This is a genomic window from Varunaivibrio sulfuroxidans, from assembly GCF_029318635.1.
Classification (GTDB): domain Bacteria; phylum Pseudomonadota; class Alphaproteobacteria; order Rhodospirillales; family Magnetovibrionaceae; genus Varunaivibrio; species Varunaivibrio sulfuroxidans.
Genome location: NZ_CP119676.1, coordinates 2865089 through 2878854, shown reverse-complemented (window position 1 = coordinate 2878854; position 13766 = coordinate 2865089). Strand labels below are relative to the sequence as shown.

Sequence of the window (13766 nt, the reverse complement as noted above, 5' to 3'; positions counted from 1 at the left end):
CTTTGTTTCTCGCCCCGTACCCAAGGCCGGGTCATGTTTCGCGTCCCGAACCGGATGCGGAAACGGCTTTTGCGCCCCCCGACGTGCGAATGATCAAACGATCGGGTAGGCGCAGATCGAGGATCCGAACATCGCGCGCCAACACGTCATGCTCACGTTCGTAGCGCGCCAGACGCTTCCACGCCGTCAACGCGCCTTTTTCGGGCAGACGCACGGCTATCCCCCCCGCCAACCTCAAATCCCAGCGCCGGCCGCCAACGCGCACCGCGGCCCTGACCCGACGCATCAATGCCGGCTGACTGGACAGAATTTCCAATAATCCGCCGATATGCTCGGGCGCGTCGGGACCAACGACGACAAAGAGATCGGCGAAGCGTTCCAAATGCTTGCGGGTGATCACCTCGCCGTCTTCATCGATCAGGGCGAATTGACCGTCGTTTTGCCACAACGCCATCGGCGTGCGTTCGTGCACGCGGATCACCACGGTGTTGGGAAGCATCCGTTCGACCGACGCCGTTTTGACCCAAGGCAATTGTTCGATCCTTTCGCGCGCGGCCTTGAAATCGAAGGCCAAAATCGGCGCGCCGCGGCTTAGGCGCACCGCGTTCAACAAATCGCCGCGCGCCGTCATGCGCCGCCCGACAACCAGGATGTCCTTCACCGTCAGCCCCAGATCGGCGCTGCGCGCGATCGCCGCCCAACGAGCTTGCTCGTAAATTCGCGTCATCCACCCGCTCTGCCAAAGCAACCAACCCGTCATCCCCAGCGACATTCCGCCGAGAAAAACGGCAGCGAAGACCGCCATCGGCGTACGCCACAACGGCACCACACGGCGGCGCGGCGGCGGGGACGTTTTTTCGGCCTTGGCGCGAACTTTACGGGAAAAGAAGGAAAGCATACTCATCGGTCGCACTCCGCATGATCGACCATCCACGCCACCAGATCTTCGAACGACACCCCAACGAAACGCGCCTGTTCAGGCGCCAGAGAGGTCGGCGTCAATCCGGGTTGGGTATTGATCTCCAACATGAACAGATCGGCGCCGTCGAAACGAAAATCCGCCCGCGACACGCCCCGGCAACCCAGGGCCGTATGGCCCAACATCGCCTGGCGCAAGGCGGCTTGGTAAACCGGCTCGGGCACCGGCGCGGGCAAGATATGATGCGAACCGCCGGTCTCATATTTGGCGTCGTAATCATAAAAACCGTGGGATGTCGTGATTTCGGTGACCGCCAGGGGACGATCGCCCATCACCGTCACCGTCAATTCCCGCCCGGGAATGAAGCGTTCCACCATCACCGTGTCGCCGTAAGGCCAACCGCCTTGACCGAATGGCGGGGCGTTATCGCCTTCGCGCACGATGTGCACCCCAACGCTAGAACCCTCGTTCAACGGCTTAATCACATAGGGGCGCGCCATCGCGTCACCCCGCAGGACCGCGTCGCGATGCACGACTTTGTCTTCGGCGACCGTGATCCCCGCCGCGGCGAACAGGCGTTTGGACATCGGCTTGTCCATCGCCAGGGCCGAAGCCAGCAACCCCGAATGGGTATAAGGTATGCCCAAAATATCGAGCAATCCCTGCACGCAGCCATCCTCGCCGTAACGCCCGTGCAAGGCGTTGAAGACGACGTCGGGACGCGGATAAAGGCGGGTCAACAAGGCGCCCATGTCGCGCTGCACGTCGATCGAGGTGACCTCGTAGCCCTTGGCGTGCAGGGCGTTGGTGACGGCGGCCCCGCTAACGAGGGAAACCTCGCGTTCGGCGGACCATCCGCCCATCAAAACGGCGACATGCTTGCTCATGGGGTGGCCTCCCGTGGTTGCGGCGCATCACCGGCGCCATGCGGATCGACGCCGATACGCCGAATTTCCCACTGCAGGCGCACACCGCAGATTTTCAGCACGCGTGCGCGGACCTCCTCGCCGAGCATTTCCAGATCGCGCGCCGTGGCGTCGCCCATGTTGATCAGGAAATTGCAGTGTTTCTCCGAGACCATCGCACCGCCCCGTTTCAGCCCCCGGCAGCCCGCCCGGTCGATCAATTCCCAAGCCTTATAACCTTCGGGATTGCGAAACGTGCTGCCACCGGTCGGCGTGCGCAACGGCTGGGCATCTTCGCGAGCGCTGCGGATGGCGTCCATCGCCGCCTGGATGTCGCGGCGCGCCGTCCGGCGGCCGCGCATATGGGCGCGGGTGAAAATCCAATCCTCGGGAACGGCGCAATGGCGGTAGCCGAAACCCAGATCATCCCCGCTTAGGCGGTGAACGGTTCCCGTGCGATCGACCGCATCGGCGGCGATAACGACGGCTTTCATGTCGGCGCCATAGGCCCCGGCGTTCATACGCAAAGCGCCGCCGACGGCGCCCGGAATACCGGACAGGAATTCAAAGCCACCAAGCCCTTCCTTGAGCGCCGTCAGGGCGACACTGGCGTCGAGCGCCCCCGCCCCCACCGTGATCTCCTCACCGTGAACGTCGATATCGACGAAGCCCCGACCCAAGCGCACCACGACGCCGGGCACGCCGCCGTCGCGCACCAGGATATTGGAGCCGACGCCGATTACCGTCACCGCGACATCGCCGGGGCAGCCGCGCAGGAAAGCGGCCAGATCCTCGGCGTCGGCGGGCTTGAACAGCACCTCGGCGGGGCCGCCGACGCGAAACCAAGTATTCTTGGAAAGATCCGCGTTCTCACTCAGGCGACCGCGCACGGCGGGCAGACGCGCGATCAAGCTCAACGATTGCATGGCGGCCATCATGACGCACCCTCCCCGTCATCGCCGCGTCCGGCGACCCACGTGGATTTCGCGCCATAGCGCAACCGGCGCAGTTGTTCGGGAAGCGCGTTCGCCCATTGGCTGATGCTGCCCGCTCCCAGGCACACCACCAAATCGCCGGGCCGAGCGAGATCGCTGATGATTTCCGCCAGGGCGTCCGGCCCCGGCAAGGCCATCACGGTGCGATGGCCATGATGGCGCAGACCCGCCACCAGGGCGTCCTTGTCGGCACCCTCGATCGGGCCTTCCCCGGCCGCGTAGACGTCGGCCACCAAAACCGCGTCGGCGTCGTTGAAACAGGTGCAAAAATCCTCGAACAAATTATGTAGGCGGGAATAGCGGTGCGGCTGCACCACCGCGATCACGTCGCCCTGACTTGCCGAGCGGGCGGCCTTAAGTACCGCCGCGATTTCCACCGGGTGGTGGCCGTAATCGTCGATAATGGTGATGCCGTCGATTTCTCCGGTACGGGTGAAGCGCCGCTTGACCCCCTCAAACCCCATGAACGCCGTGGTGATGACGGCGTTGTCGATCCCCATTTCGCGGGCGATCGCAATCGCGGCGAGGGCGTTTTGCACGTTGTGTTCGCCGAACATCGGCAGACGCACGGCGCTCAATATCTCGCTTTCCTCGTCGTTGCGTCGGGTGAACTGAACGTCGAAGATCACGCCGGCGGCGTCGGCGCGCAGGTTCAACGCGCGTACGTCGGCCTGCGGGCTGAAGCCGTAGGTCACCACCCTGCGGTCCGAAACCCTGGGGATCAACGACTGTACTTCGGAATGGTCGATGCACAAGGCGGCGAAGCCGTAAAAGGGGATGTTTTCGACGAAACTGTCGAAGGCTTTACGCAGGGCGTCGAAACTACCGTAGTGGTCCAGATGCTCGGGGTCGATGTTGGTGACCACCGCGATCGTCGCCGGCAATTTCAAAAACGTGCCGTCCGATTCGTCGGCCTCGGCGACCATCCAGTCGCCCGACCCCAGGCGCGCATTCGTTCCCAGCGCATTGATGATGCCGCCGTTGATCACGGTGGGGTCGAACCCGGCGCTGTCGAGGACGGTGGCGATCAGCGACGTCGTGGTCGTTTTGCCGTGGGTGCCGCCCACCGCGATCGACCATTTCAGGCGCATCAGTTCACCGAGCATCTCGGCCCGGCGCACCACCGGAAGCAGACGCTTGCGCGCGCTGACCACCTCGGGGTTGTCCGCCTTGACGGCGGACGAAATCACGACGACGCCGCAATCACCCAAATTTTCCTCGCGGTGGCCGATGGCGACGGCGATGCCCAGGGCGCGCAGGCGGACGACGTTGGCCCCCTCGGCCTGATCGGAGCCCTGCACCTTGTAGCCCAGATTGTGCAGCACCTCGGCGATACCGCTCATGCCGATGCCGCCGATGCCGACGAAGTGAATGGTGCCGATGGTTAGGGGAAGCGCTCTCATGACAGCGACCTTTCAACGCCGGAAGGAACCGTTCGCACCGTTTCTTCGATCAGGGAAAAAACCACGTCGGCCAGCCGTTCGGCGGCGTCCACATGTCCAAATTCGCGGGCGCACTGGGCGGCGGTGGTTAAAATCGCGGGCAGGGAAAACAGCGATTCGAACCGCTCCGCCAGGGTTTCGGGGGTCAATGCCCGGTCAGGGATCAACCAGCCCGCCCCGGCGTCATCGACGGCATGGGCGTTTTCGCTTTGATGGTCATCGACGGCGTGGGGATAGGGCGCCAGGATCGACGGCCGACCGACGGCGGCGATCTCGGCGATGCTCGACGCCCCGGCGCGCGAAATAACCAGGTGGGCGGCGGCCATTCGTTGCGGGACATCGTCAAAAAAGGACGCCAACTCGGCGGGAACCCCCAGGCGCGCGTACTGCGCACGCACCGCGTCGATATCTTCGGGGCGACATTGCTGCACGATACGCAGGCGCGCGCGCAAGGCGCCGTGGACGCGCGCGACCGCGTCGGGCACAACGGTGCTGAGGATTTTAGCGCCTTGCGATCCGCCGAGAACAAACAGATTGATCGGCGCATCGTCGGTCGGCGGAACGTAGGGAATTTCGCGCATTTCGACAATCGCGGGGCGCACCGGCATACCGGTATGAACGACCTTGCCGGGGGCCGCCGCACCGAGACCCTGGGCGCGATCGAATGATGTCGCAATCCGCGTCACCCGGGACGCCAACAATCGATTGGCTCGCCCAAGCACGGCGTTTTGCTCGTGTATTATCGTCGGATAGCCGCCGAACGTCGCCGCCAGCATGGTCGGCGCCGATGGATAGCCGCCGAAGCCGACAACGACGTCGGGGCGCAAGCGCTTGATCAAACGGCGCGCCTGAAGCGTGCCCATCGCCAAGGCCGTCAGCGAGCGCATCCGAGCCAACGTTCCCTTGCCCGCCAAACCGCCGGCGCGCACATAGTGCGTCTCGCTTTTTCCCAACGCGCCCCCAAACGAACGACCGCGCCGATCGGTCACCAATGCCAGGCGGCACCCGCGCGCGCGCAACACGTCGGCCAGGGCCTCGGCGGGGAAAACGTGCCCGCCGGTGCCGCCGGCGGCGAGGACGATCAGGGGGGCGCTCATCGTGGACCTCCGGCGCCGGGGCTTTCGCGGGTCAGCGCCAGCACCATGCCCATGGTCAGCGCCAGCGCGATGGTGGACGACCCCCCGTACGAAACAAACGGCAGCGTCATGCCCTTAGGCGGCATTAAGTTGGTGGTCGAGGCGATGTTGATGATCGCCTGCAGTCCGAATTGGACCAAAAGCCCCGAAACGGCCAGCAAGGAAAACAAATCATTCCCCTTAAAGACCTTTGAAAAGCCCCGCAGGACGATGAAGGCGAATAAACCGACAATCAACAGGCACAACAACAAGCCGAATTCCTCGCCCGCGACCGCTAAAATGAAGTCGGTATGGGCGTCGGGCAGCAATTCCTTGACCCGCCCTTCGCCGGGGCCGCGCCCGAACAGGCCGCCGTTGCTGAAGGCGTCGAGCGCTTTTGTGACCTGGTACCCCCCGCCCAGCGCCGGATCGAAGAAACGATCGACACGTATCCGGACATGATCGAAGACGAAATACGCGCCGACCCCGCCGCCCAGGAACATCAGGGCGATCGCCCCGACCAGAACCAACGGCAACCCGGCAAGGAAAAACTCCACCGCCCACACCGCCCCGACGACGATCGACATCCCAACGTCGGGCTGTAACAGCAACAGGCCGACGACGACGACGAACAATCCACTGGCCAGCGCATACCCCGGCAAATCGTTACCGACGCGTTGTTCGGCGAACATCCACGCCGCCAGCACCGCGAAGGCGGGTTTGACGAACTCCGACGGCTGCACCGACAGCCCGGCGATCGAAATCCATCGCGCGGCGCCCTTGGTTTGCACCCCGACCAGAAGGACCGCGATCATCAAAATCAACGAGACGGCGCACATCAAAACCGCCAGACGGCGCACGCCCCTGGGCGACAGCAAAGATACCGCCACCATCAAGACCATGCCTGCGGGCAGGAACACGAACTGACGGCGCACGAAATGAAAGGCGTCATAGCCGATCCTCTCGGCGACGCTGGGCGAGGCCGCCATCGTCAGAACCGCGCCGATCGCGGCGATCACGATCACCGCGGCCAGGGTCCAGCGATCGACGGTCCACCACCAGCGCCCGATCAGGCTGGTATCCGTGCGTGCGAACGTGGTGCTCATGCGATCCCTTCCTCAGCGCAACTTCAGGGTTGAAAGGCCGATCAACGCCAGGATCGAGGCGATGATCCAAAATCGAATAACGATGGTCGCTTCGGCCCATCCCTTCTTCTCGAAGTGATGGTGCAGCGGGGCCATGGCGAACACCCGCTTACCGGTCAACTTGAACGACACCACCTGGACGATCACCGAAACCGTCTCCAACACGAAAAGCCCGCCGACGATGGCCAACACCAATTCATGCTTGGTGATCACGCTGACCGCACCCAGGGCGCCGCCTAAGGACAGCGACCCGGTATCGCCCATGAAGACCCGCGCCGGCGGGGCGTTAAACCACAAAAAGCCCAATCCGCCGCCGATCAACGAACCGCAAAACACCGCCAGTTCACCGGCGCCGGGGACATGATTAAGTTGCAGATATTGGGCGAAAACGGCGTTGCCGACGATATAGGCGATCAGGGCGAAAACGCCCGCCGCGATCATCACCGGCACGATCGCCAGGCCATCCAGGCCATCGGTCAAGTTCACCGCATTGGACGCGCCGACCATGACAAACGCGGAGAACGCCAGGAACATCCAGCCCAGGTTGATCATCACGCTTTTGAAAAACGGCACCGTCAGCGTCGTCTCCAAGGCGGGCGGCATCAGGCGCATGATCCATAACGTCGCGGCCACGGCGAACGAGACCTGCAACAGCAATTTGAGCTTGCCCGGCAATCCCTTGTGGTGACGTTTGCTGACCTTCAGATAGTCGTCCAGGAATCCGACGCCACCATACGAAATGGTGACCCCGAGGGCGGCCCAGATGTACCCGTTGGTAAGATCCGCCCACAACAAGGTCGCCAAAATGACCGCCAGCAAAATCAGAAAACCACCCATGGTCGGGGTGCCCTGTTTGCTCAATAGGTGGCCCTCGGGGCCGTCGTCGCGGATCGGTTGGCCGCCTTTTTGCTTGCTTTGCAGGTGACGGATCACGCTTGGGCCGAAAATAAAACTGATCAACAGCGCCGTCATCACCGCGCCGCCGGTGCGAAAGGTCAAATATTTAAAAACATTCAACGCCGCGAAATCGGACGCCAGCGGGAAGAGAAAGTTGTAAAGCATTATTTATTTTCCTTCCGCACAGGCGCTTCGCGCGCTGCGTCGCTCGGCGTTTTAAAAAATTCGTCCTGGCGCAACAAGGCGTTGACGACAACCTCCATGGCCACGCCACGAGACCCCTTGATCATCACCACGTCGTCCTCACGCAAAGCGTTAAGCAGGTCGCCCAGCATCGCGTCGGACGTCGCCAGATGGGCGGCGCGCATACCACGGGGCAACGCCCGAGACAAGGCCCGCATGTGCGTCCCGCAGGTAAAAACCAAATCGACCTTGCAGCGCTGCAGTTCGTCCACCAATTCACCGTGCAGACGATCCGCTTCGTCACCCAGTTCGAGCATGTCGCCCAAAATCGCGATCCGCCGTCCCGAACGCTCGGGGCGGGCCGCCGCCAGGACCTTGAACGCGGCGCGCATCGACGTCGGACTGGCGTTGTAGCTTTCATCTATGATGTCGAGAACACCCGCCCGCCAGGCGATGCGATGGCGCGCGCCGCGCCCCTTTGGCGCCTCGACCCCCGCAAAATCGCGGGCCGCCCGCGAGACATCGCCACCCGCCGCCGACACGCATCCCAGAACGCCCAGGGAATTGAGCGCCCAGTGCTCTCCGGCAACGTTCAGGCGATAGGCGATCCTTGTTCCCCGCACGATGGCCTCGACCTCGCCGCCGTCACGATCCGGACGGAAGGCCGTCAGGCGCACGTCGGCGTCGGGGTGGCGACCGAAGCCGATCACCTCGGAAATGGCGTTCTCTTCGGCGCGACCGGCCAGCAGGTCGAAAAACGGATTGTCGCGATTGAGCACCGCGATCGCCCCAGGCGCGGCGCCTTCAAAAATTTCCGCCTTCGCCAAGGCAATTTCTCGGGTCGATGAAAAATAAGCGCTGTGCACGGCCTCGACCGTCGTCACCAGGCAGACGTCGGGGCGGGCGATGCGCGACAGCGCCGCCAGTTCGCCCTCGTGGTTCATCCCCATTTCAAGAACGCCATAGGCCGCGCCGGCGGGCATTCGCGCCAAGCTGAGGGGAAGTCCCCAGTGATTGTTCAGGCTGCCCACGCTGGCCGAGGTCACGCCTTGCGCGCCGAGAACGTGGCGCAAGGCCTCCTTGACGCCGGTCTTGCCGACGCTGCCCGTCACCGCAATAATTTTCGCCCGGGTCCGCGCGCGGGCGAAGCGGGCCAGCCCCTCCAGTCCCTTCAAGGTGTCGTCGAGGACGAGCATCGCCTTGTCGGCGCCCACCTGTTGCGGCATTTGCGACACCATCGCCGCCGCCGCCCCCTTGGCGAAGGCCTCGACGACAAAGCCGTGACCATCGAAATTGGGCCCCTTCAGAGCGACGAACAGGTCCCCCGCCTTGATCGTCCGAGTATCGATCGACACGCCCGAGGCCCGCCACGGCAGGGTCGAACGCCCGCCGGTAGCGCGATCGGCGTCGTCATGGGTCCACAAGGGGGATGGGGCGTCGATCATCGTTGCCCCCCTGCCGCCCCGGCGCGGGGCAGGATATTCGCGGCGCGGAATTTTTCTATCGCGGCGCGGGCCATGGCGGCGTCGTCGAACGGAATTTTGCGGTCGCCGACGATTTGAACCGTTTCGTGCCCCTTGCCGGCCAGCAGCAGGACATCGCCGTCTTCAAGGCGTCCAATCGCGGTTTCGATCGCCAAGGCGCGATCGGCGATATCATCGGCGCGCGGGCAGGCCGCGATAACGGATTGGCGAATTTGGGCGGCATCCTCGAAACGGGGGTTGTCATCGGTGACGACCACGCGGTCGGCCAGGGCGCAGGCGATTTCGCCCATCGGCCCGCGCTTGCCCTTGTCACGATCGCCGCCGCACCCGAAAACCACGTCGAGACGGCCCCGGGTATGGGGACGCAGGGCCTTAAGGGCTGTCTCTAGGGAATCTGGGGTGTGGGCGTAATCGACATAAACCCGCGCGCCGCCGGGCGTCGTTCCCGCCCGTTGCATCCGCCCGGGCACCGCTTCGATCGCGGGCAGCGCGTCCAACGCATCTTCGAGCCGCGCCCCGCACGCCACCACCAGTGCGCAAGCGCACAGCGCGTTCAAGGCCTGGAAAGTTCCCACGAGGGGAAGCGCCACATCGCGGCGGCAACCCAACGCCTCAAACGTCGCATGAAGGCCATCGTCCTCGGCCCGGCAGGCGATCAAGCGGAAATCGCGACCCTCCCGACCATAGCTGAAAACCTGCAACCCTCTGGACCGACAGATGTCCGCGACTTGCCCCGCCTCTTTCATGTCGGCGTTGACGACGGCGGCCCCATCGGCGGCGACGACATCGGTAAAAAGGCGCATTTTCGCGTCGAAATAGGCCGCCATGGTGCGGTGGTAATCAAGATGATCCCGCGTGATGTTGGTGAACGCCCCGGCGCGCACCCGCACCCCGTCGAGGCGATACTGCGCCAAGCCGTGGCTCGATGCTTCCATCGCCAGGTGATCTACGCCGTCCTCGGCGAGGGACTTTAGCGCGCCGTATAAGGCGACCGGATCGGGCGTGGTCAACATCCCGGGGGCGTTCAGGCGCGGAGAAACCAACCCCAGCGTGCCCAAGCTGGCCGCGTCAATGCCCAGGCGGGTCCAAAGCTGGCGCACCATGGTGACGACGGACGTCTTGGCGTTGGTGCCGGTGACCGCCACCACCGTTTGCGGCGCGGGAGCGTAAAAGCGCGCAGCCAGTAAGGCGAAACGACGACGGGGGTTGTCGTCATGCAAAATACAGACGTCGTTTCGCACCGTCTCCACGTCCGTGCCCGGTGGGGCCAGAATCACCCGCGCGCCGCCGGCGATGGCGTCCGCGATGAAGGCGCGCCCGTCGCCGTGGCTGCCCGGCAGCGCCGCGAAAAGATAGCCCGGAGCGACGTTGCGGGAATCCGCGCTCAGCCCCGTGATCTCCTGGGTCCAATTTTCCGCGCCACACGCCAACTCGATTTTCTCTCCGTTAAACATATCAATAAGGCGCATGGGCGCCCCCTTGCAGCGCTACGCGCTGCAACGCGTTGTCGTGCGCCCCGGGGTCCGCACGCCCGTTCGTTCTCGCATCCGCCATAGTGGAGGGGATGGACAACGGGTTGCCCGGGGTGTTGGTGTCCTTCTCGACCCCGGTTTCGGGATAAATATCCTCGATCGGAGCCATTCGCGCGATCACGCGCCCGACCACAGGGGCCGCGACCCAACCCCCGGTGGCGTAGTTAAAGGTCGCCTTGGTGCCCTTGGGTTCATCCAAAAGGGCGAGCACGACGTAGCGCGGCGCGTTCATCGGAAACGCCCCGATGAACGAAGAAATCAGCGCTTTATTGACATATCGCCCGCCCTTTTCCTTTTCCGCCGTGCCGGTTTTTCCGCCCACCAAAAGCCCCGGCGCCGCGGCCTTCTTGCCAGTGCCGTAGCGCACCACAAGACGCATCAGCGCCCGCATTTCATCGCTGGTTTTTTTGGCGAAAATGCGGCGACCTTTGGGGACGTCGCCGGGGGCGCGTTTGAGCACCGTCATGGGACGGAAAATACCACCATCGACCACCGCCATCACGCCGCCGGCCAATTGCAACGGGGTCACCGCGATGCCATGACCATAGGCGATGGTCATGGTGTTGATGTCGCGCCATGGCGAGGGCGTCAGCGGCGATCCGATTTCGGGCAGTTCGATCGACGCCGGGGAAAGCATGCCCAGCCTGCCGAGATAGTCCTGCTGTTCCTTGGTGCCGACATCCAACGCCATCTTGGCCGAGCCGATGTTGGACGAATAGACCAGGATTTCAGGCACCGAGAGCCAGCGCTTCTTGGCGTGAAAATCGGAAATCAAGAAGCGCGCGACATGGATCGGCTTGGAGGCGTCGTAACCGTCGCGCAGGGTCACGGTGCCGGTGTCCAAGGCCATCGCCGTGTTGAACAGCTTGAAGGTCGATCCCATTTCGTAAACGCCCTTGGTCACCCGATTGAACCCGGCGTCCCCCAACGCCCCACTGCTTACGTTGGGGTCGAAATCGGGCAGCGAGACCATGGCGACAAGTTCTCCGGTACGCACATCGAGGACCACCCCGGCGGCCCCCTTGGCGCTGAATTGCGTCATTGCACGCGCAAGTTCCTCGTGCAGAATGCCTTGCACCCTAAGATCGAAAGACAGGACGAGCGGCTTCGGATTCGCCCTCAGGCGCGCATCGAATTGCTTCTCGACGCCGGCGATCCCCTTACCGTCAACATCCGTGAAGCCCAAGACCTGCGCCAATTGCGGGCCATTGGGGTAGACCCTGTGGTCTTCCTCACGAAACGCCAGTCCGGGTATTCCAAGGCGGTTGACATCATAGACCTGATTGGGCGTCAGGTTGCGCTTGATCCATATAAACCGCGCCCCCGATGACAATTTACGGCGAACCTCATTGACGTCGAGATCGTTCAACACGCCAACCAATCGCCGCGCAGCGGTGGCGGGATCGATAATTTCCTTCGTGTCGGCATAAAGCGATTGGGTCGGCAGACTGGTCGCCAGAATAAATCCGTTGCGATCGACGATGTCGGCGCGCGAAACCACATAATCCTGGGACAACGCCCGGCGGTGCGCCAAACGCTGGGCTTTGCCGTCAAACGCGGTCAAGTCGATCAGCCGCCCGCCGATGACGATGAACGCCATGGCGAAAACCAGCCCCGTCACCAACAATCGCGTGCGCCCCGTTTCCATCGCCTGGGCGCGCAGTCCTTCCCGGTGAACGCGCTTGGCGTTCAAATCCTCGAACGTCAGGGTATCGGGATCGATCGCGGCGGTCATTGGCGCACCCCCACACGGTCCAGCACGACGCCGGAGATCGAGGGATCCCGGGGAAGGTCCTTGGATGGGTCCCGGGGCGCCCCTTGAGGCCAATCCGCCGCCACCGAAGTTTTCCCTCCCGCGGCGCCGGGGCGCCGGGGCAGGTCGGCGAACGTCGTCAATTGGGCCGACGCCACCGGCGCCAGATTGAGATACTTTCCCGCCAAGGCGCGCAGACGCTGCGGCTCGTTGAGCAACGCCCATTCGGCGCGCAACACATGAATGGCCTCGTGGTCGGCCTTAATCGATCGGGTATAGGATCGCAGCGCCCCGTTGAGGTCCTGGACCTGATATTTCATCAAGAACAACACCAAGCTGAGTCCCCCCGCCAACAACAGGAACAACAAAGTGGTATGGCGAAAAAATCCTTTCATCACACCGATCTCCCGTCTTGCGCACATGGCGAAACCGTCGTGCGTTCGGCGGTGCGAAGGCGCGCCGAACGCGCCCGGGGATTGCGTGCACACTCCGCATCGCCGGGTTTGATCGCGCCTTTTTTCAACAACCGAAAAGTCGGCTTGCGCGCCGCAGGCGTCTGGGGCGCGTGGCGCGAAGCCTGCCCCGCCGTCGAACTGCGTCCGCGGAGGAACGTTTTGACCCTGCGGTCCTCCAAGGAATGGAAAGCGACGACAGCCAACCGCCCCCCCGGACGCAGCAGGACTTCGGCCCCCAACAGGCCGCGATCGATCTCGCCCAGCTCATCGTTGACATAAATGCGCAAGGCCTGAAACGTGCGGGTCGCCGGATCGATGCCATCGCGCGTACGCCCCACGACCCGGCGCACCAAACCGGCCAACTGGGTGGTGCGCTCGAAGGGCGTTTCCGTGCGGTCGTTGACGATCGCCCGCGCGATCCGGCGCGATTGGCGCTCTTCGCCATAACGCCAGATAATATCGGCCAGTTCCTTCTCGCCCGCCGTGTTGACGACATCCGCCGCACTAGGGGCCTTGTTGTGCGCGTCATCCCCGTGCGCGACATCCCCGGAAGCCCCCCCCATACGCATGTCCAAAGGACCGTCGGCGCGAAACGAAAAACCGCGCTCGGGGCTGTCGAGTTGCATCGAAGAAACGCCAAAATCCATCGCCACGCCATCGATTTGAGCGACGCCGACCCCATCCATCAAGGCCGCCATATCGCCGAAGCAGCCGTGCACCAAGGTGAAGCGCCCCGGGTAAATACCGGCCAATTGATCCGCGCGCGCGCGCGCATGGGGGTCGCGATCGATCGCCCACACCGTGCACGCGGCGGCGTCCAAAATGGCCCGGCTGTAACCACCGTCGCCAAACGTCGCATCAAGATAAACCCCACCGTCGCGAGGCTGGATGCACGCGAGAACTTCCGCCAACAAGACCGGGATGTGAGGGGGCTGGGACAC

General features: G+C 63.6%; 12 protein-coding genes. All 12 read right to left on the bottom strand.

All coding sequences use genetic code 11. From position 1 onward, the window contains the following. Positions 1-31: 31 nt before the first annotated feature. From P3M64_RS13450 to rsmH, 12 genes are read right to left on the bottom strand one after another with little or no spacing between them, the layout of a single operon-like run. The gene (locus P3M64_RS13450) at positions 32-904 is read right to left on the bottom strand and encodes a cell division protein FtsQ/DivIB (protein ID WP_132939274.1); all 873 of its coding nucleotides are present in this window, start codon (positions 902-904) and stop codon (positions 32-34) included. Next, a complete protein-coding gene (locus P3M64_RS13445; protein ID WP_132939273.1) occupies positions 901-1806 on the bottom strand; it encodes a D-alanine--D-alanine ligase in 906 nt (301 codons plus the stop codon). The genes P3M64_RS13450 and P3M64_RS13445 overlap by 4 nt, the downstream gene beginning before the upstream one ends. Next, positions 1803-2762, bottom strand: coding sequence for a UDP-N-acetylmuramate dehydrogenase (gene murB, locus P3M64_RS13440; protein ID WP_132939272.1), 960 nt, complete (start codon positions 2760-2762; stop codon positions 1803-1805). The genes P3M64_RS13445 and murB overlap by 4 nt, the downstream gene beginning before the upstream one ends. Continuing rightward, on the bottom strand, positions 2759-4222 hold the full coding sequence (murC, locus tag P3M64_RS13435; protein ID WP_132939271.1) for a UDP-N-acetylmuramate--L-alanine ligase: 1464 nt from the start codon (positions 4220-4222) through the stop codon (positions 2759-2761). Before murC ends, murB begins: the two co-directional genes overlap by 4 nt. Further along, positions 4219-5358 carry an undecaprenyldiphospho-muramoylpentapeptide beta-N-acetylglucosaminyltransferase gene (gene murG / locus P3M64_RS13430; RefSeq protein WP_132939270.1) on the bottom strand — a complete coding sequence of 380 codons (1140 nt, stop codon included), beginning with the start codon at positions 5356-5358 and terminating at the stop codon, positions 4219-4221. The genes murC and murG overlap by 4 nt, the downstream gene beginning before the upstream one ends. Next, positions 5355-6482 (bottom strand): FtsW/RodA/SpoVE family cell cycle protein, encoded by a 1128-nt coding sequence (locus P3M64_RS13425; RefSeq protein ID WP_132939269.1) that lies wholly within the window; start codon positions 6480-6482, stop codon positions 5355-5357. The genes murG and P3M64_RS13425 overlap by 4 nt, the downstream gene beginning before the upstream one ends. A gap of 12 nt (positions 6483-6494) precedes the next feature. Continuing rightward, complete coding sequence (gene mraY, locus P3M64_RS13420; protein ID WP_132939268.1) at positions 6495-7583, bottom strand: phospho-N-acetylmuramoyl-pentapeptide-transferase; 1089 nt, start codon at positions 7581-7583, stop codon at positions 6495-6497. Then, on the bottom strand, positions 7583-9046 hold the full coding sequence (locus P3M64_RS13415; protein ID WP_132939267.1) for a UDP-N-acetylmuramoyl-tripeptide--D-alanyl-D-alanine ligase: 1464 nt from the start codon (positions 9044-9046) through the stop codon (positions 7583-7585). The genes mraY and P3M64_RS13415 overlap by 1 nt, the downstream gene beginning before the upstream one ends. Further along, entirely contained in the window at positions 9043-10554 is a 1512-nt protein-coding gene (locus P3M64_RS13410) for a UDP-N-acetylmuramoyl-L-alanyl-D-glutamate--2,6-diaminopimelate ligase (RefSeq protein ID WP_132939266.1), read from the bottom strand. Before P3M64_RS13410 ends, P3M64_RS13415 begins: the two co-directional genes overlap by 4 nt. After that, on the bottom strand, positions 10541-12352 hold the full coding sequence (locus P3M64_RS13405) for a peptidoglycan D,D-transpeptidase FtsI family protein (RefSeq protein ID WP_132939265.1): 1812 nt from the start codon (positions 12350-12352) through the stop codon (positions 10541-10543). The genes P3M64_RS13410 and P3M64_RS13405 overlap by 14 nt, the downstream gene beginning before the upstream one ends. Beyond that, on the bottom strand, positions 12349-12765 hold the full coding sequence (gene ftsL, locus P3M64_RS13400) for a cell division protein FtsL (protein ID WP_132939264.1): 417 nt from the start codon (positions 12763-12765) through the stop codon (positions 12349-12351). Before ftsL ends, P3M64_RS13405 begins: the two co-directional genes overlap by 4 nt. Next, positions 12765-13766, bottom strand: a complete 1002-nt coding sequence (rsmH, locus tag P3M64_RS13395) for a 16S rRNA (cytosine(1402)-N(4))-methyltransferase RsmH (RefSeq protein ID WP_132939263.1) — start codon at positions 13764-13766, stop codon at positions 12765-12767. Before rsmH ends, ftsL begins: the two co-directional genes overlap by 1 nt.